Annotated in this window: 21 protein-coding genes and 1 pseudogene; 14 read left to right on the forward strand and 8 right to left on the reverse strand. The window is 63.0% G+C overall.

Annotation, left to right across the window (positions count from 1 at the left end; translation table 11 throughout):
* Positions 1-31: 31 nt before the first annotated feature.
* Both AB1286_RS24370 and AB1286_RS24375 read right to left on the reverse strand, forming a co-directional pair.
* Positions 32-754 (reverse strand): annotated as a pseudogene (locus AB1286_RS24370) (cation:proton antiporter); the annotation flags it as partial.
* A 22-nt stretch (positions 755-776) separates the two neighbouring features.
* Positions 777-1,172: a DUF3175 domain-containing protein gene (locus AB1286_RS24375; RefSeq protein WP_430365803.1), complete on the reverse strand. Its 396-nt coding sequence runs from the start codon at positions 1,170-1,172 to the stop codon at positions 777-779.
* A 218-nt stretch (positions 1,173-1,390) separates the two neighbouring features.
* Between AB1286_RS24375 and AB1286_RS24380 the strand changes: the two genes are divergently transcribed.
* The 8 genes from AB1286_RS24380 (at position 1,391) to AB1286_RS24415 (ending at position 9,749) form a co-directional block, all read left to right on the forward strand.
* Positions 1,391-1,942 (forward strand): ferritin-like domain-containing protein, encoded by a 552-nt coding sequence (locus tag AB1286_RS24380; protein ID WP_430365804.1) that lies wholly within the window; start codon positions 1,391-1,393, stop codon positions 1,940-1,942.
* A 71-nt stretch (positions 1,943-2,013) separates the two neighbouring features.
* Positions 2,014-2,577, forward strand: a complete 564-nt coding sequence (locus AB1286_RS24385; protein ID WP_430365805.1) for a type 1 glutamine amidotransferase domain-containing protein — start codon at positions 2,014-2,016, stop codon at positions 2,575-2,577.
* Between the two features lie 58 nt (positions 2,578-2,635).
* Positions 2,636-2,938 (forward strand): DUF1488 domain-containing protein, encoded by a 303-nt coding sequence (locus tag AB1286_RS24390; protein WP_430365806.1) that lies wholly within the window; start codon positions 2,636-2,638, stop codon positions 2,936-2,938.
* A 17-nt stretch (positions 2,939-2,955) separates the two neighbouring features.
* Positions 2,956-3,567, forward strand: coding sequence for a hypothetical protein (locus AB1286_RS24395; protein ID WP_430365807.1), 612 nt, complete (start codon positions 2,956-2,958; stop codon positions 3,565-3,567).
* Positions 3,568-3,822: 255 nt separating this feature from the next.
* The gene (locus tag AB1286_RS24400) at positions 3,823-3,981 is read left to right on the forward strand and encodes a DUF1328 domain-containing protein (protein WP_102647309.1); all 159 of its coding nucleotides are present in this window, start codon (positions 3,823-3,825) and stop codon (positions 3,979-3,981) included.
* A 149-nt stretch (positions 3,982-4,130) separates the two neighbouring features.
* Entirely contained in the window at positions 4,131-4,949 is an 819-nt protein-coding gene (locus AB1286_RS24405; RefSeq protein ID WP_430365808.1) for a Ku protein, read from the forward strand.
* 46 nt (positions 4,950-4,995) lie between these two features.
* Entirely contained in the window at positions 4,996-7,872 is a 2,877-nt protein-coding gene (gene ligD, locus AB1286_RS24410; RefSeq protein ID WP_430365809.1) for a DNA ligase D, read from the forward strand.
* Between the two features lie 80 nt (positions 7,873-7,952).
* The gene (locus AB1286_RS24415) at positions 7,953-9,749 is read left to right on the forward strand and encodes a thiamine pyrophosphate-requiring protein (protein ID WP_430365810.1); all 1,797 of its coding nucleotides are present in this window, start codon (positions 7,953-7,955) and stop codon (positions 9,747-9,749) included.
* Positions 9,750-9,811: 62 nt separating this feature from the next.
* Here the strand turns inward: AB1286_RS24415 and AB1286_RS24420 are convergent, their stop codons facing one another.
* Positions 9,812-14,962, reverse strand: a complete 5,151-nt coding sequence (locus tag AB1286_RS24420) for an autotransporter domain-containing protein (RefSeq protein ID WP_430365811.1) — start codon at positions 14,960-14,962, stop codon at positions 9,812-9,814.
* A 519-nt stretch (positions 14,963-15,481) separates the two neighbouring features.
* On the opposite strand from AB1286_RS24420, the gene AB1286_RS24425 reads away from it, so the two are divergent.
* Positions 15,482-17,128 (forward strand): hypothetical protein, encoded by a 1,647-nt coding sequence (locus AB1286_RS24425; RefSeq protein ID WP_430365812.1) that lies wholly within the window; start codon positions 15,482-15,484, stop codon positions 17,126-17,128.
* Between the two features lie 35 nt (positions 17,129-17,163).
* The gene (locus AB1286_RS24430; RefSeq protein WP_430365813.1) at positions 17,164-18,255 is read left to right on the forward strand and encodes a hypothetical protein; all 1,092 of its coding nucleotides are present in this window, start codon (positions 17,164-17,166) and stop codon (positions 18,253-18,255) included.
* Here the strand turns inward: AB1286_RS24430 and AB1286_RS24435 are convergent.
* A complete protein-coding gene (locus AB1286_RS24435; RefSeq protein WP_430365814.1) occupies positions 18,228-19,304 on the reverse strand; it encodes an SDR family oxidoreductase in 1,077 nt (358 codons plus the stop codon). The two genes, AB1286_RS24430 and AB1286_RS24435, sit on opposite strands and share 28 nt — an antisense overlap.
* A gap of 293 nt (positions 19,305-19,597) precedes the next feature.
* Here AB1286_RS24435 and AB1286_RS24440 point away from each other — a divergent pair, with 293 nt between their 5' ends.
* From AB1286_RS24440 to AB1286_RS24455, 4 genes are all read left to right on the forward strand, one after another.
* The gene (locus tag AB1286_RS24440) at positions 19,598-19,870 is read left to right on the forward strand and encodes a hypothetical protein (protein ID WP_430365815.1); all 273 of its coding nucleotides are present in this window, start codon (positions 19,598-19,600) and stop codon (positions 19,868-19,870) included.
* A 69-nt stretch (positions 19,871-19,939) separates the two neighbouring features.
* Complete coding sequence (locus AB1286_RS24445; protein ID WP_430365816.1) at positions 19,940-20,245, forward strand: hypothetical protein; 306 nt, start codon at positions 19,940-19,942, stop codon at positions 20,243-20,245.
* Positions 20,246-20,412: 167 nt separating this feature from the next.
* Complete coding sequence (locus AB1286_RS24450) at positions 20,413-20,697, forward strand: toxin-antitoxin system TumE family protein (protein ID WP_430365817.1); 285 nt, start codon at positions 20,413-20,415, stop codon at positions 20,695-20,697.
* On the forward strand, positions 20,694-21,056 hold the full coding sequence (locus AB1286_RS24455; protein WP_430365818.1) for a transcriptional regulator: 363 nt from the start codon (positions 20,694-20,696) through the stop codon (positions 21,054-21,056). The genes AB1286_RS24450 and AB1286_RS24455 overlap by 4 nt, the downstream gene beginning before the upstream one ends.
* Positions 21,057-21,104: 48 nt before the next feature.
* On the opposite strand, the gene AB1286_RS24460 is transcribed toward AB1286_RS24455, so the two are convergent.
* The 4 genes from AB1286_RS24460 to AB1286_RS24475 all read right to left on the reverse strand — a co-directional run bounded on the left by AB1286_RS24460 (position 21,105) and on the right by AB1286_RS24475 (position 25,053).
* Complete coding sequence (locus tag AB1286_RS24460; RefSeq protein ID WP_430365819.1) at positions 21,105-21,680, reverse strand: DUF3005 domain-containing protein; 576 nt, start codon at positions 21,678-21,680, stop codon at positions 21,105-21,107.
* Positions 21,681-21,765: 85 nt separating this feature from the next.
* The gene (locus AB1286_RS24465) at positions 21,766-23,409 is read right to left on the reverse strand and encodes a GMC family oxidoreductase (RefSeq protein ID WP_430365820.1); all 1,644 of its coding nucleotides are present in this window, start codon (positions 23,407-23,409) and stop codon (positions 21,766-21,768) included.
* Positions 23,399-24,094, reverse strand: coding sequence for a gluconate 2-dehydrogenase subunit 3 family protein (locus AB1286_RS24470; RefSeq protein ID WP_430365821.1), 696 nt, complete (start codon positions 24,092-24,094; stop codon positions 23,399-23,401). The genes AB1286_RS24465 and AB1286_RS24470 overlap by 11 nt, the downstream gene beginning before the upstream one ends.
* Complete coding sequence (locus tag AB1286_RS24475; protein ID WP_430365822.1) at positions 24,091-25,053, reverse strand: hypothetical protein; 963 nt, start codon at positions 25,051-25,053, stop codon at positions 24,091-24,093. Before AB1286_RS24475 ends, AB1286_RS24470 begins: the two co-directional genes overlap by 4 nt.
* Positions 25,054-25,069: the final 16 nt, after the last annotated feature.

The following is a 25,069-nucleotide window of genomic DNA, read 5'->3' on the forward strand; positions in this document are numbered from 1 at the left end:
GGCGTGGCCGACATCCCATGCACGAAAACCGATCGATGAGGCCCAGCGCAAAAAAGCCTTCGAGCCCGAGCGCTTGACCGTGGCGCGTGCGCAGCCACGCTACGGCGTGCGTGGTCGCGAAGCTCAATAGCGCACCGATGCCGATGGCGCCGGCCAGCCCCCACAGCGTGGCGATCGCCAGGTGGATCGTCGGCAGCGCCGGGGCGCCCGCGTTTTCGTTCGCGCATAACGCCAGCGCGATCAGCATGAAGGGCAGCGCAACGCCGTCGTTCAAGCCGCCTTCGCCCGACAGCGAGAAGCGCACGATATCGAGATCGTTGGCGTCGCGCACTTGAACGTCGTGGGCAAGCACGGGATCGGTTGGGGAAAGCATGGCCGCCAACACCCACGCCGGTCCCCATGCGAGCCCGAGGCCCCAGCTACAGAAGAGCGCGAGCAACGGAACGGTGACGATCATCGCCAGCAGCCCAAGGCGCACAGGCAGCGACCATAACGAAGCGAAGATCGGGGCGCGCAGGCGCAAGCCGATCGCGAACAGCGAGGCGAGCAGGGCGACTTCGCTCAATAGCCGAACGAGCGTGGCGTCGCCCACGATATCGAGCGAGAAGAGCGCCGCCCCGTGCGGGCCGAGCGCATAACCGGCCGCGAGATAGAGCATGGCTCCCGTCAACGGCAGGCGCTTGAACAACGAACTTGCGATCCCCATGCCGACGAACATGCCGCCGACGATGAGGAACCAGACGGTTTCTTCCATCTTGTCCGAAGGCGCCGGGGCGTCAGCGAGGACGTCCGAACGCTTCGCGCAGTTTGCCCTTTGCGGCTTGCAAGACGGTGCGGCGCGACTTCGGCAGGTTTTTGCCTGCGCGGTTGAGGTAGAAGTTAAGCATCGACATGGCCGATTGATACGGCGTCCCGCGCCGGCGCTTGCTTGCTAGCGACGAGCGTTTGAGCGATTGCGCGATGTCCTCGGCGTTCCCCGATTTGAAGATGCCGGACTCGAGATCGAGCGCGTCGCTCTTTTGCATCACCTCATGCGACCACCGATGCGGTTTGCTGCCGCCGCTTTCGTTGGAGCGCGCCTTTTCATGATGCGCGCGGCTTTGCGCATGGCGTTGCCGAGGCGGATGACCGGCACTGCGTCGCGTGGAGGAATGCGTGGCTGAAGAAGGCATCGATTTGTCCGTATCGGAATAAACGAGTGCGCGGCGATCATGAATTGCGTTGCATGGCATTAGCCAATGCAATGCGCATGCCTATGGCTATTTCATTGAGGGACGCACGCTTGGCATGAATGATGCGTGATTGACGACGCGCCACGAGCGGGACGCGGTAGGGCCTTGCTCGCGGGCGAAGCCGTGTTTCGTAAATACAAATCGATGGAGAAAACCCCATGGCGAATCAACCGTTTCTGTCGGACGTCCAGGCCATTCGCAAGCGCGCGCGCGAGCATATCGAAGAAGGGGCCGTGACCGCCGGCTATCAGGCCGATCGCGCAACGGTTTTGAAGTTGCTCAACGATGCGCTTGCCACCGAGATCGTTTGTACCTTGCGCTACCGCCGTCACTATTTCATGGCCAAGGGCATTCACTCGAAAGGTGTCGCGGACGAATTTCTCGAACACTCGAACGAAGAGCAGTCCCACGCAGATCAACTGGCAGAGCGCATCGTCCAGCTCGGCGGCGAGCCGAATTTCTCGCCCGACGGCCTGCTCACGCGTAGCCATGCCGAATACGTGGAAGGCACCTCGCTCGTCGACATGATCAAGGAAGACCTCGTTGCCGAACGCGTGGCGATCGACAGCTATCGCGAGATCGTTGCGTTCCTCGGCGAGAAGGATCCCACCTCACGCCGTTTGATGGAAAGCATCCTCGAAGTGGAAGAAGAGCATGCCGACGATATGGCCGATTTACTGGCCGGATTGCCGGACGAGCTCAAGCGGTAAGGGTCGGCGCCTAGGCACCGCGTTTGCTGCGGTGCATGCAGCCCTTCACTTCATATAGAGGAGCTGCGCCGATGACTACGAAGACAAAAACGCTGGAAGGTTGCAAGGTCGCCATGCTGGCAATGGACGGCTTCGAAGAGGCTGAACTCGTCGAGCCGAAGCGTGCGCTCTCGGAAGCCGGTGCCCTCGTGCACGTGATCTCGAAAAAGCCCGGGCAATTGCAGGGCTTTCGCCATACCGAGCGCGCCGGGATGGTGACCGTCGATGCGACGTTCGACCAGGTCCGGCCCGAGCAGTACGACGCCGTCGTGCTGCCGGGCGGCGTCGTGAACAGCGATGCGATTCGCACGGTGCCCGAGGCCCAGGCGTTCGTGCGGGCGCTCGACGAAGCGCATAAGCCCGTTGCCGTCATTTGCCACGGCGGCTGGTTGCCGATCTCGGCCGGTATCGTCAAGGGTCACACGATGACGAGTTGGCCGAGTCTGCAAGACGACTTGCGCAACGCGGGCGCGACCTGGGTCGATGAGGAGGTGGTCGAGGACGGTAATTTCATCACGAGCCGCAAGCCCGACGATATCCCCGCCTTCAACCAAAAACTCATCGCCCAACTCGAGCATCGAGGTTCGGCCCGATGAGCCGGTACCGATCGATACTTCGGCTAGGGCGATCGCATAGCAGCGAGCGGAGGCGCTTATGCGCGTGACGTTCCCGGACGACGCGCCCGTTTTCGACGGCGCGCAAATGGTCGTGCGATTTGTCGCGTCCGTCGACGACGTCCCACTGTCGTGCGCGATCACCGCCGAAGCGCTCGAAGATCACTTCGGCGCGCATTCGACGTTGGAGGCGGAGCTTTTACGCGCCTACGCCGAGGGCCGAGACCGCATTCGCGCCGTGTGTACGCGCGCGATCGAGGATAGCCACGGCGCGGCCGTCGTGTTGCGCAGCGGCCTATTTCGGATCGCGTCCACGCCGGCCGGGCGTATTTTGGACGAATGAAATAAGGAGGACGTGCTATGTCGTTGATCGTCGCGGGTCGTTTTACGACGTTCGCCGATGCCGAAGGCGCTGCGAATCGGTTGTTCGCGGCCGGGTTCGTGCAAGAGGACGTTACGCTGTTTTTCGTCAACCCTCGCGGACAGCACGCGCGTTTTCCCATCGGCGGCGATCGGTACGCGGATCCTCAAGCGGCGCGCGCCTCGAAGGGCGCGGGTAAGGGCGGCGCCATCGGGGCGGTGGTCGGCGCCGTCGTGGGCGTCGCGTTGTTCAGTGCCTTTTCGTCGCCGTTTCTAATCCTCGTCATTGCCGCGGGCGTGGGGGCCTATATCGGCTCGCTGGCGGGCGCGATGTCGCATACGCGCGGCGGGGGGAAGGTGCCCGAGCGCGACGTGCCCCATGAGTCGCGCGACTCGGGCGTGCTCGTCGCCGTACACGTGTCGCCGGATAACCAGCAGGAAGCCGCGCGCGTATTGCGCGACGCGGGCAGTTTGGAGGTCGAGCGCGCGCACGGACGGTGGCAGCACGGGCGCTGGGCCGATTTCGATCCGACCAAGGACGTCGAGCCCGTCGAAGGGGTGTCGAGCGCGAGCGGATCCGCTGCGCGGCCCGAGGTTCACGCCAATCGTTGAAGCAGTACACCCCGCCGTTTTTTAGCCCACTCGGAAGTCGAATCCGCGTTCGGCATTGCGTTGATCGCATGCGTCGAACGCGGTGCGTTGCTTGGCGACGTTTGGTAAATCGCTCGCGTGTCCCAATGGGCATACTCATTGCAGTATCGAAGCGAGCGTTGCCTCGAACGAATCACAACGTTTAGTGCCTGCCGCGGTGAGCCAGCGCGGCGGCGACGCCTAAGCCGGCGCGCCGGCATTCATCAGGAGGACTCTATGCTTCGATACGCAGTCATTTTCTTCATCATCGCGCTCATTGCGGCTGTCTTCGGTTTCACCGGCATTGCGGCCGGCGCCGCCGAGATCGCGAAGATTTTGTTCTTCATCTTCCTCGTCATCTTCTTGGCGACGCTGCTGATCGGCGTATTCAGGTGACGTTCCAAGGGGAATAATGGGCGTTGCCGTGCAGGGATTACGAGCGTTTTGCAAGGAATGCCGAGCGGCCCTTGTGATCCCTGCACCGGCATACGTCGCCGGGTTTTGGGTGCGCGGCCGGCGCGGCCGCCGGCGAAAGGAGAATCGCCATGTCACGCGTAATTTGGAAAGGGGCGATCAGCTTCGGTCTCGTCAACGTTCCGGTGCAACTCCACGCGGCTACGCGGCCCGAACGAACGAGCTTCAACCTGCTCGATAAGGATACGGCCGATCCGATCGGCTACAAGCAGATCAACAAACGCACGGGAAAGGAAGTGCGCCGCGAGAATATCGTGCGCGGCTACGAGTACGAAAAGAACAACTACGTTGTCCTAAGCGACGAGGAAATTCGCTCCGCCAGCCCCGAATCGACGCAGACCGTGGATATCCTCGCCTTCGTCGAAGCGTATTCGGTGTCGTTTCTGTTCCTCGATACGCCGTACTACCTCGTGCCCGAGCGTCAGGGTAAGAAAGCCTACGCGCTGCTGCGCGAGGCGCTTGCCAAGACCGGCAAGATCGGCATCGCCAATGTCGTGCTGCACAACAAGCAGCACTTGGCCGCATTGATTCCGGCCGGTGCCGTCCTCGCGCTCAATACGTTGCGGTGGGGCGGCGAAGTCCTCGACATCGGCGATCTGTCTCTGCCGCCGGCCGATGCGAAGGCCGCCGGTGTGAGCCCGCGCGAACTCGAGATGGCGACGAAGCTGATCGACGATATGACCGAGGTGTGGGAGCCCGAGCATTACCACGACACCTTCCGCGACGACATCCTCGCACTCGTCGACCGCAAGATCCGCGAGGGCAAGACGCATGAAATCAGCGAAGGCGCTAGAGCGCCGGCGCGTACGCGCACGACGGCCGACGTCGTCGATCTATCGGAACTGCTCAAGCGCAGTCTCGGGCGCGGCAAGGGCAAGCATGCGGCTTGATGCCGCTTGACGTGACGGACGTATCGGAGAGACCGCACGGATCAGCATGGCGGATAAGCTCGAAACCTACCGGAAGAAGCGGCGCTTCGACGACACGCCGGAACCGTCGGGCGCGGCGCGTGGGCGCGCGGCGGGCGGCCGGCGCGCCGAGCCCGCGCTTTCGTACTTGATTCAAGAACACCACGCGCGACGCTTGCACTACGACTTCCGGCTCGAACTCGACGGCACGCTGAAATCGTGGGCCATACCGAAAGGCCCGTGTCTCGATCCGGCGGTGAAGCGATTGGCGGTGCGCGTCGAAGATCACCCGCTGGAGTACGGCACGTTCGAAGGCGAGATTCCCGCCGGAAACTACGGCGCCGGTACCGTCATCGTTTGGGACCGCGGCACTTGGGAGCCGACGGGTGGGGTGACGCAGGCACGCAAGGCATACGAGGCCGGGCGACTCAAGTTCACGCTGCACGGCGCGAAGCTGCACGGCGGCTGGGCGCTCGTGCGAAGCGCAATGCGCGGCAGCGGCGATAAAGAACAGTGGCTCTTGATCAAAGAGCGCGACGACGAAGCGCGGCCCCAAGCCGAGTACGACGTCATCGAACGACAGCCCGGCAGCGCGCTCGCGAACGATACGGCGGCCGGCAGTCCCTCGGCGAAAGGGCGGAAGCGGGCGGCCGACGGAAAAGCGCGCGGCACGAGCGCCTCTGATACCGCGCGCGCAGGCAAAGCACGCGGCCGGAGCGTGCCCGTTCCGGCGAAGGCGGCGCACGCGGGCGAGGCTCGCTCGGATCGGCCCGACATCGTTGCGACACGGACGACGCGGTCGCTGCGCGAGTTGGCGGCCTCTCCCGCCATCGAAGGGGCGGCGAAAGCCCGCCTACCGCAGACGCTAAAGCCGCAGTTGGCTACGTTGGTCGATGAGGTCCCTCACGGTGAAGACTGGTCTTACGAGATCAAGTTCGACGGCTATCGCGCACTCGCGCGGATCGACCATGGCGAGGCGCGCAAGCCTGTACGGATTTTTACGCGAAGCGGCCTCGACTGGACCGACAAGTTCAAACGGCAGGCGCAGGCGTTGGCCAAGCTGGAGATCGAAACGGCTTGGATCGACGGTGAAGCCGTGGTGCTCGACGAGCATGGCGTGCCGAGCTTCCAGGCACTGCAAAACGCTTTTGACGCTAACCGTCCTCAAGACATCGTCGTCTTCGCTTTCGATTTGCCTTATTTGAACGGCTACGACTTGCGTAACGTACCGCTCGTGCAGCGCAGGGCGCTGCTTCGCGCGTTGCTCGAGAGATTGGACGACGACACGCTACGTTTTTCCGAAGATTTCGCGCTCGATGCGCATGCACTGCTCAACAGCGCGTGCGAAATGTCGCTCGAGGGGATCGTCGGCAAGCGGACGGATAGCCGCTATACGTCGACACGCAGCGGCGCATGGATCAAGCTGCGCTGTCGGCGCCGGCAGGAATTCGTAATCGGCGGCTATTCCGAGCCGAGCGGCAGCCGTACCGGATTTGGCGCGCTCCTGCTGGGCGTCTACGACGCGCAGGGCAAACTGCACTACGCGGGCCGTGTCGGCACCGGCTTCGATACGGCGACGCTGCGCTCGATCAAGCACGAACTCGACGCTCGCGAGACAGCCCGCTCACCGTTCTCGGAACCGCCGACCGAGTGGAGCCGGACCAAGGTTCATTGGGTTCGCCCCGAACTCGTCGCCGAGTGCAATTTCGCGGAGTGGACGAGCGAGCGCATCGTTCGTCAAGCCTCGTTTATTAGCCTGCGGCGCGATAAACCCGCGCAAGAAATCGGACGAGAAAAGCCGCGCAAGCTCGACGGTATCGGTGACGACAGCGACGCCGCCGAACGCGCGGGTGCCGAATCGAGATCGAAGGCAAAGAGCGATAGCAACGCAGCGAAGACGGCGAAGGCGAGCAAGGCAACGAAGAGCGCAAAGACAACAAAGATGACGAAGACCGCGAAACCCGGAGACTCGGATATGAAACCCGATCAAAGCGGCGCGCCGTTGGAGGAGGGTGACACGGTAGCCGGCGTGCGCATCTCGCATCCGGCGCGCACGATCGACAAGTCGATCGGATTCGCGAAGCGCGATTTGGTCCGCTACTTCGAGCAGATCGCGCCCTGGCTGCTGCCGCACGTCAAGGACAGACCCGTTGCGCTAGTGCGCGCGCCCGAAGGCATCGACGGCGAACTCTTTTTTCAGAAGCACGCCAATCGCTTGACGATACCGTTCGTCACGTCCCACGAGGGGCTCGATCCCGGTCATCCGGCGTTGATTACGCTCGACAGCGCGCAAGCGCTGATCGGCGCTGCGCAGATGGGAACCGTCGAACTGCATACGTGGAATGCGGTGGTGTCGAACATCGAAAAGCCCGATCGCGTCGTTTTCGATCTCGATCCCGATCCGGCGCTCGGTTGGGATCGCATGATCGAGGCGGCACTGCTCACGCGCGAGCTGTTGACCGAATTGGGCCTGCAATCGTGGTGCAAGACGAGCGGCGGTAGGGGGCTGCACGTTGTCGTGCCGCTCGCCCGCCACGCCGGATGGGACGACGTCAAAGCCTTTGCCCAGGCTGCGGCGCAACATATGGCCGCGACGCTGCCCGAGCGTTTCAGCGCGAAGATGGGCGCGAAAAACCGGCGAGGGCGGATCTTCGTCGACTACCTTCGCAACAATCGCGGTTCGAGCACCGTCGCCGCATTCTCGCCGCGTGCGAGGCCGTCGATGGGCGTATCGGTGCCTATCGCCTGGGACGAGTTGAGCGAAACGACGGGCGGCGCGCAATGGACCGTCGAGAACATCCATGATCGGCTCGACGCGCTAGGGGCCGACCCGTGGGCGGACTATGCCGCAACCAAACAACGCATCACGCGCGATATGCGGGAACGACTGGATCTAAAGGGGTAGCGACCCTCGCACGCGTCTTCGTCCGGGCGTGCTTTTTGCGCGACATCGGGTCTCCAGTACCGACTCTTTCGGAGGCACAGATGGCGCAAACGGTGGGCGATTTCATCGTCGAAAGATTGCATGAATGGGGGGTACGGCGCATGTTCGGCTACCCCGGCGACGGCATCAACGGGTTATTCGGCGCCTTGCAGCGCGCGGAAGGCAAGATCGAATTCGTGCAGGCTCGTCACGAGGAGATGGCTGCCTTCATGGCGAGTGCTCACGCGAAGTTTACGGGCGAGTTGGGCGTGTGCGTGGCCACGTCGGGCCCGGGTGCGGCCCACCTCGTCACCGGGTTGTACGACGCGCGGCTCGATCACATGCCGGTGCTCGCGATTTGCGGGCAGCAAGCGCGCGCGGCATTGGGCTCGCACTATCAGCAGGAAGTCGACATCGCGTCGATGCTCAAAGACGTCGCCGGATCGTACGTGCAGCAGGCGAGCGTGCCGTCGCAGGTGCGGCATATGGTCGATCGCGCCGTGCGCATCGCGCTGTCGCAGCGGCGCGTGACGGCGATCATTCTGCCGAACGATTTGCAGGAACTCGAATACACGCCGCCCGCCCGAAAGCACGGCACCGCGCATTCGGGTGTCGGCTATTCGCGCCCACGCGTGATACCCGAACCGGCCGATCTCGCGCGCGCCGCCGAAGTGCTTAATGCGGGTAAGCACGTGGCGATTCTCGTCGGTGCGGGCGCCTTGCACTCCACCGACGAAGTGATCGCCGTGGCCGAACGCTTGAAGGCCGGCGTGGCCAAAGCGCTGCTCGGCAAGGCTGCGGTGCCTGACGAATACCCTTGGGTGACGGGCTCGATCGGCCTACTCGGCACGAAGCCGAGCTGGGAACTGATGACCCATTGCGACACCTTGCTTATGATCGGATCGGGCTTCCCGTATTCGGAGTTCTTGCCGAAAGAGGGCGACGCACGCGGCGTTCAGATCGACCTCGGCGCGGATATGCTGAGCCTGCGCTATCCGATGGAGGTCAATCTCGTCGGCGATAGCGCGGAAACGTTGCGCGCGCTGTTGCCCTTGCTCGACCAGAAGACCGACGATGCATGGCGCAAGCGCATCGAGGGCTGGACCTCAGAATGGTGGGACACGCTCGATAAGCGCGCGAAAGAGCCCGCCAAACGCGGGGTCAATCCGCAGCGCATCTTCACCGAGCTTTCGCCGAGGCTTTCGTCGGACGTGATTTTGACGAGCGACTCCGGCTCGTGCGCGAATTGGTATGCCCGCGACCTCAAGATGCGGCGCGGCATGATGTGTTCTCTATCCGGTGGCTTGGCTTCGATGGGCGCGGCAGTGCCCTATGCGATCGCCGCCAAGTTCGCGCATCCCGACCGTCCCGTCATCGCGATGGTGGGCGACGGGGCAATGCAGATGAACAACATGTCCGAGCTGATCACTGTGGCGAAATATTGGCAGCAATGGAAGGACGGCCGCTGGATTTGCATGGTGATGAACAACGAAGACCTGAACCAAGTGACGTGGGAGCAACGCGTCATGGAGGGTAATCCGAAATTCGAGACCTCGCAGAGCCTGCCCAACGTACCGTTTCACCGGTTCGCCGAACTGATCGGGCTCAAGGGTATCTATGTGGAGACGCCTGAAGCCATCGGTCCGGCTTGGGATGAGGCGCTCTCGGCCGGAAGGCCCGTGGTGCTCGAGGTCAAAACCGATCCGGAAGTGCCGCCGCTGCCGCCTCACGTGACGCTCGTCCAAGCGCGCAAATTCATGCGCACGTTGATGGAGGGCGATCCTGAAGAAGGGAGCGTGATCGTCAATACGGCGAAGCAAGTCATGGCCTCGGTGTTGCCCGGTAAGAAGGAGTCCTAACCGAGCGAGCCGTGGGTTGCACCGCCCGGAACTCGAGCTGCATCGAACGGGCGGCTGGCACGTCAGAAGGCGAGATTGAGCGTGGCTTGAAGGCTATAGTCCTGCGCGTGTCCGGACAATTGCGCGCCATAGCTCACCCCGAAGGTGACGGCCGTCGTGAGCGCGAGGTCTATGCCCAGATCGACGGTCGCCGAATCGCGGGCGATGGGCACCCCGGCGACCGTAAAGAGGCTACCGCCGGCAAATGCCATCGTGGCGAGCGGCGTCGTGCTGCCAAAGCCATGGCGCCAGCCGAGTTCGCCATGAACGGTCGTCTTCCAACCGCGCAGCCGATAGGTCTTGGCTCCCCTAAGTCCCATCGTGCTGAACACGAGGTTGGTGTCGCTGCTCGTGCTGGTGAGCGACGCCACGTCGCCCCGTTCGGTGAAGCCGTTCGTATGAACGACGATCGAGGCGAGATCGACGAAGGGCTCGAGCGAGCCGGCGCTCGATGCGAAGCGGTAGCCCAATTCGCCGAACCCTTGTAGCGTCGATGCGCCGTAATGCGCACTCATCCCTTGCGAAAAGCCGGGGAACACGACGGTCCGTTGCGTATCGACGTCGTGCCACGTATAGGCAACGCCGAACCGCAAGCCGAGTGCGCCCCACTGCGCACCGCCGTAAGCGCCTAAATGCCCGTCGACGCTTGCGCCCGAGGAATCGCGCGGCCCCGCCTCGAAGCGCGAGTTGCCGGCGCCGGCCATGGCGCCGAAGCGCCAGCCTTCGAAGACCGGTAGGTCGGCGCCGATGAACAGGCCGCTAAGGGATCGCTCGAAGGTCGTCGCGTTCCCATCGCCATTCCATTGATTCCATCCGCCGAAGGCTTGCGCCCAAAACGCGACGCGCTTGACGTCCGCTTCGTCCGCTCCGATCTGCGCCCCGCCTGTCGTACTGTCGGCAAGTCCGGCGGCGGAGCCGGCGTCCTGCGCGAGCGCCGAACGGATTCGCGCGATGGCGATATCGCGGGGCAGGCGGCTATCGTCGATCATCATGCTCTTTTGCGAGGCGTACACCTCGCCCGAAAGGGCATCGAGCGCCGCACGAGCGCTTGTGACGTCGGGTTGCGATGCAATCGCGTCATAGAGCGCATTGCCTTGGCCGAGGCTTTGAACGCCGTTGCCCGCGGCACACTCGTTACGCGTTCGGGCGGCGCTGCAAAACGACGCGGCGTTACGGACGGTATCGATGTAGACGTGGGTGGGATCGTAGGCGAGCGAGAGGTCCACGAAGGGCATCGTTTGCGTCAGCGTATCGAACGCGCCGGTGACACCGCCTTTCGCGGAGACGATCGTCCATTCACTGCCGGGGGCAAACAAGCCGGGTGCCTTGACGGCCTGCACCGTGCCGCCGCCGATCGTTGCGCGTCCGCTAGCGGCGATGAGGTCGCCGCTTTGATCGGGCAGGATGTCGGCGGCGTAGGTCGAGCCCGGGGCGAACGTGATGTCGCCGTTGACATGGAGGGTGCCGGGCGAATGGCCGGGCGCGACCGTGCCGCCCGAGGCGATCGTCGTCGTACCGACGGTGCCGGTTCCGGCCAGCGTGCCGCCCGCGTGCACCGCGAGCGTTCCGCCGAGCTTGCCGTCGACCGAGAGCGTTCCGGCCGAGACGGTGGTCGTCCCGGAGAATGCCGACGAGTTGCCCGTTAGGTCGGTGCTGCCGGAGCCGATATGCTCGATCGCACCGGGGCCGCTAATCTTGCCGTCGAAGACGACGCTATCGGCGCGATCGAACGCGAGCGCGCCGTTATCGACGATATTGCCCGCGACCGAGCCCGACGTGCCCCCGTCGCCGACTTGCACCGTACCGGCCGAGATCGTCGTGCCGCCTTGATAATGGTTGTTGCCGGTGAGCACCACGGTCCCGGTGCCTATTTGTGTGACGCTTCCCGATCCACCGATCGTACCGGCAAGCGTCCAAGTGCCGGAGCGATTGAGCACGAGGCGGCTGTCGTCGTCGATATCGCCTTGGACCGAACCGGCTGTGCCGCCGTTGCCTAGTTGCAGCGTGCCCTCCGAAATTTGCGTGCCGCCGCTGTAAAGATTGTTGGCGGCGAGCGTCAAGGTGCCGGCGCCGTTCTTTTGCAGGCCGCCGGCCCCGCCGATGACGCCGGTCAGTGCGAGGTCGGCATCGGTCGTGAACCGCGCACCGCCGGCGCCGAGCGTGACGGTCCGCGCCGACGTGAACGTCGCCGTATTCTGGAGCGTCCCGCCATCGACGACGAGCGCGCCCGCGGCCGCACCGAGATTGGTATCCGAGGAGACGGACAGTGTGCCGCCCATGACCCACGTGCCGCCCGCGTAAGTGTTTGCACCCGAGAGTACAAGGGTGCCCGAGTCGGTCTTCTCGAGCCCGCCCGCGCCGGTCAGCGACGAGGCGACCGTCGCCGTGAGGGTGCGGCTCAGCGCGCCGCCGCCCGTACCGACGCGCACGATTGTCTGTGGGTTCGCAAGCGCGATCGCCGCGCCTTCGATGCGATAACCGTCCGCCGCGAACTGCATGCCGTCGATCGAGATCGCGCCGGCACTCGCATCCACCGTCACCAATCCCCCTCGCGCCGCGAAGATGGCGAATTGACCGTTCTTCCAATTGGCGTTGACGGTGCCGTCGGACGTGGTCCAGTTGTTGTTGGCTGCATCCCAGGTGCCGCTGCCTCCATCGATGGTGCCGTTGTTGTGGGCGCCGGCATCGCCCCCGTCCCAGTAGTTGACGGAGGCGCCGCCCGTGCTGACGAGATCGACTTCGTGCGCGATCGCGGTCTGGACGGATAGATCGCCGGCGTGGATTCCGGCGGGCACACCGCCGATGGTCAAGCCGTTGTTCGTCAGGCTGCCCGAGTAGCTGAATAAGCGATAAAGACCCTTGCCGAACCCGCCGAGGTCGATCACGTCGAGGGCGCCGCCGAGCGTCAGGTCACCCGCGACGTTGAAGATCGAGGCCGACTGATCGGGCTGGCCGAGCGTCACGGCGACGGTCGAATGCGGCGAGAGCGTGAGACTGCCTTCGATGCTCAGAACGTCGCCTTGCCGTCCCGCCAGCGTGCCGCGGTCGATCGAGACGTCGCCCTTCATCGTGCCGGTGCCTTGGAGGGTGCCGCCCGCGATGGCGACGGTGCCGCCTAGCGTGCCATCCACCGCGAGCGCTCCCGCCTCGACGGTGGTCGAGCCGGTAAAGCCGGCGCTATTGCCCGAGAGCGTCACGACGCCTGTGCCCTTCTGCGCGATATGGCCGCCGCCGCTAACCGAACCCGCATATGAAAATGCGTCGCTATCGTCGAACTCGAGCGTGCCGTTGTTCGTAATGGCGCTGGTGAATGTATCGTCGAACCCGTCGCCGACGGCGAGCGTACCGGCCGCGATCGTGGTGATGCCGGAATATGTGCCTGCCCCGGTGAGCGTAAGCGTGCCGGATCCGGTCTTGCTCAAACCGCCGTTGCCCGAAATCGTGCCGGACAGGGTCAGTGCGCTATCCGTTTGCAACGTGCCGCCGCCGGCATCGAGCGTGACGTCGCGCGCGGAATCGAACGCTGCCGTCGTTTCAAGCGGGCCGCCGTCGAATGCCAATGCGCCCGTGCCGAGATTGGCATCGGCGGAGACGACGAGCTTGCCGCCGCTGATTCGCGTATCGCCTTGATAGGTGTTGATGCCGGAGAAGACCTCAGTGCCGCCGGCGATGTTTACGCCGGCGTTTCCCGAGACGTTTCCCGCGAAGTTGCCCGCGAAGTTGCCCGCATCGCCGGGCGCGCTCCCGCCTTGACCGTTGGAGATGACGAGCGTCTTATCGCCGAGCGCCACGGTGCCGGTGGACGTACCGGATAGGCTGGCGAGGGTCGCGGTGTTGGCGGCGATGCCGGAAACGTCGAGCGTTGCATCGACATGCACGTCGCTCGCTCGCGAGAGATCGCCGTCGGAGCCGAGCGCGAGTGTGCCTTGTTCGATCGCCCACGGGTGACTATCGCCGACACTGCCCGTCGCGGTCCATGTGCCGGCGCCGGTTTTCCGGTATTGCGCGAAACCTTGATATTGCTCTTTGTTAGTCGTGTTATCGAGCGAGGCGACGATCTTGGACAGATCGAAGGTGCCGTCGGAGGTGCCACCGAGCGCGAGGATATTGCCGGTTCCGAGCGCGGCGACTTTCCCGTTCACGACATACCCCGATCGTAGTTCGACGAGGTTGCCGTTGCCGTTCAACTCGACCGAAATGCCCCCGGGCGCCGTTTGCGAGCTATCCGTAAGGGACCATCCGCCTTCGATGTCGCCGCCGCTAGCATTGACGATCGTATTGCCGTTGCCGCGCACTAGTAGGCCGATTGCGAGCGGCGCGCTTCCGGCTGAGCCGCCCGGATTGACGAAGCCTTGGTTGAGAAACGTGTTGTTGTCGCCGTAGATGTCGATCGCGTCGCCGCCGCGCCCGTCGGGAACGCCGCCTAAGCCGGCCGCGCCGTTACCGCCTCCGAATCCGTTGTTGTAGCCGGGACTTGCATTGGTAATCGATGCGCCATTGCTGTTCACGACGGCGCCGACCCCGCCGTTGCCGCCCGACTGGCCGCCTTCTCCGCCTTTGATTTCAGCGTTTGTCGCGTTCATCTCGAGCGTGTTGCCCTGGAAATACAAGCCGACGCCGCCACCGCCGCCCGCGATGCCCGGCGCGCCCGCGCCGCCCGCGCCACCCGTGACGTAAATGCCGTTGTCGATCAGCGTGCCGCCGCTAAAAATGAGCGCGGCCCCGCCGCCGCCTGCGCCGGCGGCGCTACCGGCACCTCCGGGACCGCCGTTCAGGCGATCGCTGTCGGGCGCTGTCAACGTCAAGTCGCCGGAAGCCACCACCTTCGCTGGGCCTCCGCCGCCACCGCCGATGCCGGATGCGCCGTCGATGCCGCTGCCGCCGGCCAAGGTGCCGTCAACCGGCCTTTGGCCCAATTGGCCGCCGCAGCCCGCGCCGAGCGGATTGACATCGCATCCCGTTGCGCCGGCCCCGTTGCCGCCTTGCTGCCAATCGCCGAGGGTGCCCGCGTTCGAGCCTACGCTCCCACCGGCTCCTCCGCCGTTGCTGCCGCCGTTTCCGCCGTTGCCCGACGCCGCTTGTGCACCCGCGCCGCCGCCGGCATCGATGACTTGGGCAACACAAGGTTCGAGACCGGTCGCGACGAACGTTCCCGCTACCGCCAACGCCATCATGCACGTGCGTAAGCGGAGCCGGTTCCGATGGGCGAAGCGACCGCTGTCCCGCGATGGCGAAGGTTCACGAAAAGCGCTACCGGTTGGAATCGTCATCGTCAGGTCGCGGGTCGTTGTTGGAATGCGGTCCCGATTCGTCTTGTGCGAGCATGCGGACTCAATGATCGAGCGATGCGGCGCTTCAAATAGGGCGAATTATCGGCAATTCATCGTCGAATAAGCGCGAAAAACGTCGAGGCATCGTCGTCGCATTCTTTGGGGTCTCAGTATTTAGGTAGTGCGCTTTCGATGTCGATATCAGGCCGATCAGAACGGCCGGAAACGCTGCGATCGCACGCGTTCGCGGTAGGATTCGAAGTCGATACTTCGGATTCCTAATCGATGATTTTTTGTATTGGCGTGATCCGAATTTTCATTAATTGGGATGAGTCGAAAATCTCTCTGACTTCGATTTGACAGTGACTTTTTCGATTGACAAGATTCAAACCGCTAAACGCAGCGCAGACGGAGGCGTGCATCATGTCGCGAGACACGGAAGAGAAGGTCTTGGCAGGTGGCGGTGGAACGATCACGATCAGTCCGAGTGCGAGCACGAAGATCTATCCGTACCAGGGGCGCTATATCGTCGCGACCGTGAAGATGGCGAGCCCCAATACGATTCCTACGGGTGCCACCATCGATTTTTCCGCCAACGGGACGGGACCGAGCCAACATTTCCAACCCCTCTTGTATGAGCCGGATTGGAAGGCGGTCCCGATCGCGATCAACGCTGCGGATAACACCACCGGTACGGCAAAGCTATGTATTCGGCACGTGCCCGGAGACGCGACGAATACGATCGTGGTCAATGCCCGAGCGGGCGCCGGCTGGACGACAAAACCGGACGACGCGCCGACGATGACCTATACGGTGCTGTCGGCGGCACCGATGATCGCTTGCCAGGGCCCGACGCAGGCCGTGCTGCCTATCCCGAGCGCGGACAATCTCACGCCGAGCGCAACGCAATACACGACGCACTTCACGTGCAAAGTGATGGACGGCGGCATGCCGGTGAAGGGCTATGTGATCGAATGGCACGAGGCGGCGCAGGCCTCGCTGGGCCTCTTCAGCGACTTGATGAATGCGTACGTTTCGCCCACCGCGACGTTTCAGCAAAGCTTGCAGCAGTCCGATAGCCCGCTTTTGGTCGACGATTCGGCGCAGGGCGGTTATTTCGTCCGGATGGAGACGAACGATGCCGGCACGGCCGATCTCTATCTGGTGGCCAAGTCGAGCAAAGGGGCAACGGCGGCAGGCGTTCAGGCGCACTACAACTTTACGGTGAGCGACGAGCATGCCAGGCCGTTTCTTGTCGTCGACCCCACGCGAACGTTCAAAGAATTCACTGAGTCGACTCCGATGGTCGAGGCGATTCAAGACAAAACACTGGCTTATGGGGCATTGCAAGCGCCGCCCAACGTCGGCGTTTCCATTCCTCCTTACCCCAATCCCCATCCGAACGATCTCATCTATTTGCTCGTTAACGGACAGATCGCCGCGGGCCCGTTTTACGGTCCCATGCCCGACCAGGCGCAATGGAACGCCTCGTTTCTCGAGAGCCTCGGCTATAGCGACATGGGAGAAAACGCAGGCAAGCAGAATCAAGTGCTGTTCATTGTCTGCAATAGCGAAACGGGTGTCGTCAAACCGAGCCTGATCAACGCCTTTTACGGCAGCGGCGACAACCAATCGGGGCCGGCGATACCCAAGGGCGGTATGCTCGACAAAGCCGAACTCTATCCGCTCAAGCGCGTCATCAATGCGGGGACGCTCGCCGGCCAGGTCGCCATCAAGATCAGACTGAATCAGGCGGCGTGGACGGCCAAGGCGGACGACCTCTTGACCGCGACGGCCGTGTTGACCGGCTACCAACTCGATTCCAATGTCGCTCGTACGCCCGTTAGTGCATCGGCCAATCCCGTCACGTTGACGGCGCAAGACATTTCCAAAGGGTACGTCGTGCTGACGTTTCCCAGTACGGATCCGTTCCAGGGCTGGGACACGATGAGCGACCCTCCGCATGCGGAAGGTCATTGCTATATCGTTTATCACGTGAGCAGGGCCGGCTCTCCCGATTTGAGCTCGCGCGTATACGCGCCCATTTTAAATACGGCGGATATGAGCTAGCGTTTCGTGCGCCGGTTGCATCGAGCAAGCCTCGCATGAAGCGGCGCCCCGTCAAGAGCGAACATCGGACGATGGACGAAGACATAGCAGGCGCCGTCCCGCGCGAGGCGATCGAACTCGATCCTCCCAACCTCCCGCAAGCCGCTGAGCAAAGGGGGCAGTGGATTATCCATGTCGACGATTTTTCGTCCGGCGACAAGATCGTCGTACAGGTGCCGAGCGGTCAAACCTATTGGCATCCGACGCCGGGCGATACGCTGCGCGGTTACCTGAACGATATGCCTTCGGAAAACGTTGTTTATATCGATAACGTCAACGTAGGCCATCTGTCGTGGGAAACGAAATTCGATCCGAATACGACGCCGGATGGGACCTATCAAGCGACCTACATGAAGACGAGCGAAGTCGGCGATGTGGTTTATTCGCGGAAGCGGGCAGTGGTCATCGCCGGCTCTTGCGCGACTAGCTACCAACTGACGCTCGATTCGCTCACGCCGAACGGCGAACCGGCGGACGGAAGGACAAAAAACGCGGCCCGTGCGGTCGTCACGCAAAACGGCAAACCGCTCGCTCAACCGGTGACCGTCAAGTTTGTCTTTCAAAACGGCTCGGCCGTCTTCGATACAAGCGGGGCCGATGTTCAGGCAGGCTCCGACGATTGCACGCTCTATGTGCTGACGCACAAGGCTACCGACGGCAGCGATATCGCCGACGCCCAGTTCTCCGATACCGTCGCGGAAACGGTCACACTCGAAGCGCTCCTGTACCGGCAACCGAACGAGCCAACGCGTACGTGCGATTTCGTGTTCGCATCGGCGTCGACCCAACGCTACAAGGTGAAGATCACCAATCATCCGTCGACGCTGTCGGATGGCGAATCGGCGCGCGTATCGGGTACGGTGGAAGATACGATCGATCGCACCGCCGTCAATGGCTCGTGCCGAGTGCTATGCATGTGGCCCATCGGCGGTCCTGACAACGCCCCGATCACGAACGGCGCTTTCTCGGTCGATGTCTATGGGGAATACGCAAGCTCTAAGACGCCGAAACGGGGCACGGTGACCGTGCGCTACGGCGACGGTCACGACGATGTGGGTATTTACGTGTTCCCGGTGCCGCCGAACTGAGCCCGAGGTGTCGAGCCGGCGTTCTCGGCATCGTCTTGTGCGTTTGCCTTGCGTCGAGACAGCAGAGCGAATGCGCCCAGACCCAAGGCCACCAATGCGCCAAGCGTCGCTCCCCGATGCGTATCGACCCACAACGAAGCGCAACTCGATTTCGCTTCGCCGCTGAACGATCCGCGCAGCCGATGCATGCCCGGTACCGGGTGCCATAAATCGACGGCATGCTCGGGATCGGTCGCGCTGTCGCGCTGCTGAGCGCGAAACGCACGCTTGGCCAGGTAGCGATCCAGATAGCCGGGCGCGAACTTGTTGGCGACGATCGCTTTGATCGAGGAAAGCCCGACATGCAATTCGCGTCGAGGATGCGCCGCCGCCCAGGCGATGGCTTGCGCGGCTACCTCGGGTTCGTAGACGGGTGCCACAGGACGCGGCGCGCCGGGCATCCGGCTCGCTGCCCAGTCGAACTGCGGCGTATTCAGCGCGGGCATCTGCACCATCGTCACCCGGATGTTGCTCTTGTCGTGCAGGAGTTCGCAGCGCAGTGCGTCGGTGAAGCCGCGGATCGCATACTTGGCCCCGCAGTAGGCCGACTGCAACGGAATCGCGCGATAGGCGAGGGCGGATCCGACTTGGACGATGACGCCCTTGTCGCGCCGGCTCATATGCCGCAGCGCGGCCATCGTGCCCCACACGTACCCGAGGTAAGTGACGTCGGTAATGCGCGCGAATTCGTCGTGCGTCATGCGCGACACCGGTGAGAACATCGTCACCATCGCGTTGTTGACCCATACGTCGATCGGGCCGAGTTCGTTTTCGATGCGATCGGCCGCGGTATCGACGGCCTGCGCGGAACTCATATCCGCGGCGATCGGCAAAGCACGCACGCCATAGCCGCGGGCAATCTCCGCCACTTCCGCGAGCGCTTGTTCATCGCGCGCGAGCAGCGCGACGTCGGCGCCTGCGCGCGCGAAGGCGAGGGCGGCCGCGCGACCTACGCCCGCGCTGGCGCCGGTAACGACGACGATCTTCGGCGAACGACGCGAACGCACCATGGCAGTCTCCGAAAGGATAAACAAAGGGACCGCGCGCGCCGGCTTCGGCCAGTTACGCGTACGGCTGTTCCCTCCCATGCATAGGTCGTGCCGGTGCGTGCAGTCAAGCGTCTCGCGATTCGCGACATCACCCAATTCATAGAGAAGTTGGATGCCGATCCTGTGTCTCAACAAATGGATCTCGATGTGAATTGGATAAGGGAGAGTGCCCTCACGTTCGGCGCTTTGATCTAAACTTCGGCGGTATTCGTCGCAGTTTTCTATGAATATCAAAAGCGCAAGCGGGAGATATGATGACGATAACCGTACGAAACTATACGGTGTATGGCATAGATGTTTCCATCAATCAGTGGGGCGATTCCGGTAGCGCTAAACCGGTCACCATGCAACCGGCCCACATCGAGACCTGGGACCGCACCGACCCGCGCGGTTTCGTCATGTATGTCGATGGGATTTACGTGGCGCCATATTTAGTGTTTGCGAACAATACCTACACGATCGCGCCTCATGGTGTTTTGGATAGCCATGGAAATTTGCTTACTCCCATCAATCAAAGGTTTAAGTAATAAAAATCAGAAATTCGATCGGTTATATTTTTTATCGCTCATGCGTCATATCGAAATGGAGGAATTATTATGGGAATAAAGGTGAAGAACAATTGCCAAGGTGGTATTTCCGTCGCAATCAATCACTGGGGCAGCACGGGTAAGACGAGATTCTTCGATATCGGCGGACAAGGCGGGTCCGAGCACTGGGACCGGGAAGATTCCCGCGGCTTCATCATGCGGGTGAGGACATATGGCAACCCGGCTCGGGATCTACCGTACTACATTCACAGCGACAGCAACATCGTCGTTGAGGATACTGATTGGTCGAAAGGGCAGTATGTCGCGGATGGCGGCAGACAGCTCAATCCGGCGGGAGAGGGCGGGTCCACTTGAAGGCCTGCTGCCGGATCCGGAGCAAGACGCGTCATATGCTGTTCTTTCTATCGGGTTCCGAGCTCATCGGTGAATGGTCGGGGGCGTGGTGGATGATGAGTCCTGCGGGCATCCGATGACTGTTGGCGTGCTTGACAACAGTCTCGATTGTTGGCATAGTTGCCAACATGAAGGCGCGTTCGATCCACCGTAGCCGGATGGCATTCGATGACGGCGCAATTCTCGAAATGGTCATTTGGGAAGTTCCGACACCTGTCGAAGGTAGCTGTCACCGCTATAAATATCGGTTGTTCTACGGCTACGTAGGAAAGCGCATCGTCGGATACGATAACGAGCGTCCGAAGGGCGACCATCGGCAGGTCGACGGAATAGAAGAGCCCTACAGCTTTACCGGTCCTGAAGACTTGATTCGTGAGTTCATCGCGGAAGTCACGCGCAGGAGGTCCCCATGAAATTTGCCACCATTCGAATTCGCCGCGACACAGCGGCTGCTCTGTCGGAGATCGGCGAGCAATTTATCCACGCGTGGCGCGACGGCAAATCGGATATCGATACGTTCGACTTCGAATCGCCTAAGGCGCTCTTTGCCGTGCTGACTCCGAAGCGCTGGGAGTTGATCGAGCGCTTGCAGGGACTCGGCGAGATCAGCTTACGCGGGCTTGCCCGCAACCTTGGCCGCGACGTAAAACGCGTGCATGAAGATACGGCCGTGCTGCTCGATTGGGGGCTAGTTGAGCGGACGCCTAGCGGCAAACTGCATGTGCCCTACGAAAAGATTCACATCGAATTCGACTTGCTCGCCGCCGCGTGACCCGTGCCGATGAGGCCTCACCGCTCGGGCTCGGCCTCCTTCGGTTCATCAGCCGTGCGAGAACCCGTTGCCGGTGCGCTCTAGCGTGAACACCTGCTCCGCCCGGGTGCCGTTACGCTCTTGGATATCCACCGTCCCGTGATACGCCACGCGCCAGCCGTCTCGCGTCGCGACCACGGGCAAGTTGCCACCCACGCGGCTATCCATATCGACTAGCCCGTCAGGGGGCACGGGCACGTTGTTCTCGAGCGTGGCGTTCGAGTTGATAACGTTGTCGCGCCACATCGACGCATCGCGTCTCGCCTCTAGTCCTTTGCCGTCGGTATCCACGGTGTTGTCCGACGCGGCCATGCCCGCATTGTCGACCGATACCGTACGCGCGTTCGCGCGCGCGACCGGATCCGGGCTGTTCGCATCTTTCGTCCCATGTTCGATCGAAGGGAGCGGCGCGGGGTCCTTCGCGGCGACCGCTTCGGCTAACGATGCCCGCTTTGTTCTGCCGAATTCCCGCGCCTGGGTTTTCGCATTCGGCATATCGCCGGCCGCCGGCGTTTTCGCCGGGCTCTTCGCCGCGATTTCGTTCTGTTGTGCTTGCGTCGGATTGTTCTGCGCGTTCTCTGCCATCGCTGACCTCCGAATGGTTGAATCATGCCAACCTTTCTTCACGCAACGAACGTGCCGCGAACGAGAATCGAGCAGGATGATGGCCCTATAGCTCGCCGCGTGCGCGAAGCGCCGCAATGCGGTCAGCTGTGCGGCAAGCGATGGCTTGGATCGTTAAAGAGGGGTTGACCCCGCCCACCGTCGGAAAGACGGATCCATCGCAAACCCATAGATTCGGAATGTCCCAACTGCGGCAATCGCCGTTGACGACGCTCGTGCGCGGATCGTCTCCCATACGCGCGGTGCCGTTTAAATGGCATGTATCGTCCTCCTGGCGCCAAACATCCTTTGCACCGGCCGCTTCCAATGCGGTGCCCATGAAGTCGAGCGCGTGCTTGACGAGCCGTCTATCGTTCTCGCACGGCGAATGCGTCACACGCGCGATAGGCAAACCATAGGTATCCTTTTCGTCGGCTAGCGTCACGCGGTTCATCTCCTGCGGCAACGATTCCCCGACGATCTTCAATCCCGCTTGATGGTTGTACTTTTCCATCTCGTCGTGCAATGCATCGCCCCATAACCCGCGCCCCGTCTGCACGGCAGCCCACGCGTTGGGCAAAGGGCCCTGGCTCATATAGCAGTAGCCGCCGTGAAAATCCTTGCCCTCGTCCGTATAGTTCCAATGCTCCGTCATCGCGAGCGAGGGCGGACCCTTGTACCAGCGAACTTCTTCGTCCATCGTTCCCCAGACGGCCTGATTGGCTTGCACCATCAAATTCTTGCCGACGAGGCCCGATCGATTCGCAAGCCCATCGGGAAAGCGAGGCGTGGCCGACATCAGCAGCAAACGCGGTGTCTCGATCGCATAGCCAGCAACGACGACATGACGCGCGCGCTGGAATTGCCAGCGTCCTTCGCGGAAATATTCGACGCCTGTCACGCGCTCGTTTTCATCGATCGCGATTCGGCCCACCATCGACAAGTCGCGGATCTCCGCCCCGGCTTTGACGGCACGCGGAATCCAGGTGACGAGCGCGCTTTGCTTGGCGTTCGTCGCGCAGCCCGTCACGCAAAAGCCGCGATAGACGCAAGGATGAGCGTGACCGCGCGGCGCGGAAATCGTGGCAAGCGGTGTGGGGCACCAGGGAATGCCGAGCGCTTCGCAGCCGCGGGCCAGCACGAGCGCCGAGGCGTTCAGCTCGTGCGCGCGGTACGGATAGCGGGGGCGATGCGGGCCCCACGGGTAGCGCACAGGACCGGAAATCTTGAGCGCGTCTTCGACGTACGTGTAGTAGCGCCACATCTCGCGCCAATCGATCGGCCAGTCGGCACCATAGCCGAGCACCGTGCGCGACTTGAACCACTCGGGACGAAAGCGCAGCGACACCATCGCGAAATGGACGGTGCTCCCGCCCACGGCCTTGCCGCTGTTGTTGCTGCCCAGCTTGAGCGGCTGCGCGCCGTCGCAGATCCGTTCGTCGGTCCAATAGAGCTTCGCTTGATGGGCTTCGTCGGAGGCAAACTCCTCGAGCGGCCGCCACCATGCGCCGGCATCGAATGCCACCACGCTGAATCCTTGCTCGGCGAGGCGGCAAGCCAGCGTGCCGCCGCCGGCGCCGGTCCCGACGATCGCGAAATCGACCGGTTCGTTTTGCGGATATTCGCGCATCGGCACCCATCCGCCTACCGTGAAGACGTCGGGTGCGCGTCCGTTCTTGCCGCGCGGCGTATGGAAGGCGTCATCGCGCACGGCGATTCTCCTCGAGCGCGCGCGCTTCGTTTCCGGGTGTCGCTTCCGCCGCCTCCCAAGGATCGCGGCGATTCGCCTGCATTCGCACATAGCCGCGCGGGTTGGCGGGGCCGCCGAAGCCGATCTCGTTCCACGATTGCGGATGCGAGTAATAGGCATTGGAGACGTCATGCAACGCACGTAGCTCGAAAAAGACGTTGCACGGCATGCCTTGCCATGCGGCGTCGCTGAGCTTGCCCTGCTGCATCCGTGTGACGAGTGCTCGCCGACGCGCTTCATCGATGTCGGCAAAGCCCGCGCCGTAGGCCTCGCGGCTTTCGGTATCGAGGGCTGCGAGGCCAATGCGCCAGGCTTCGCGAAGCGGCGGCAGCCGCGCATCGCGGTAGCCCTCGCGTTCGTCGCGCAGCAGCTTTCCGTCGACGAGCGCGGCAACCGGCACTAAAGGCTCGCCACAATGCGGACCGTTGGATCGTTCGCCGGTCGCATCGCGGCGATACGCGTGAGGCACCAGCACGGCGCACAACGCGCACAGCACGCGCCATTGCGCATCGTTGCAAAACTGCGGCGTGTTTCGCGTGGCGAGACGTTCGTCGATGACTTCTCGAGTGACGTCGTCCCAGGAGGGCGTATCGCGTTTAACAAGGACGTCATAGCCCGGATAGCGTGATGTTTTCGCTTGGCTCATCGTTCGGAATCCCTCAGGCGCAACGCAGCGAGACCGGCCGCGGCGAGTGCGGTAAAGCTAGGCGGTGCCGGCAACGGCGGCCCGTTGAGCACGTTTTGCGACCAGTTGCGCCAGCCGCCGCGTTGCCGCGCCACACCTCGCACGTGAAATCCGACGCCGATCGCACCGAGCAGCGCCGTCGCGCGCAGCCATACGCGCGTCCACCAATTGGGCCGCGGCGGCGCGAGTGCGGCACGTGCCAGCAAGGCGGCCGCGATCGGGGGAATCGTCAACGGGGCGTACATGGCCCGATGCTGAAACGCCCCTCGAAAATGAAGCAAGGCGACCTCGCCGATCGTCCCGGCCATGCCGACCGCCGCGAGCACCGCGAGTGCTTGCCCCGCGGGCATACCCAACAGCCGAGGATCGTGACCGGGTTCGTCGCGCAGCCGTTCGCCGACCGCGCCGAGTGCCCCCGAAAGCAGTAAAGCGACGGGGGCGCCGAGCGGTGCGCCGTAAAACAAGTTGTGCCAACTGAATCCGCCGGGGCGCTTCGTGACGTTGTACAAGTGAAAGCCCGTGCCCGCGATGCCCACGCCGGCCGCGGCCAGATAGATCGCATTGCGGATCGGATGGCGGATGCCGATATGATCGGCGCCGCCGTGCACGCCGGCCGCAAGAGCGAGCGTGCCGACGACGAGCGGCGTGTACATCGCACGGTTCTCGAACGAGCCGCGGTAGTGTTCTATCGCAGAGTCGGTGAGCGCCGACCAGGCGAGCAGCGCGGAGCTGCGATTGAATGCGCGAGCGGCGTGAATGTGCTCGTCCGAGTTAGGCGCTGCCTTGCCGAGGACATGGAGCGCTCGCGCCGGCAGCGCAGCCTGCCCGCGCGCGGAGGCGGACTTCATGACGGATGCCGCGGCAGCGGCGCCGGCCACTACGCCTAAAGCCGAAACGATACCGCTAGCCGTGCGATTCATCGATATATGCCTCCGT

This window comes from Trinickia sp. NRRL B-1857 (assembly GCF_050470685.1).
In the GTDB taxonomy this organism is placed as follows: domain Bacteria; phylum Pseudomonadota; class Gammaproteobacteria; order Burkholderiales; family Burkholderiaceae; genus Trinickia.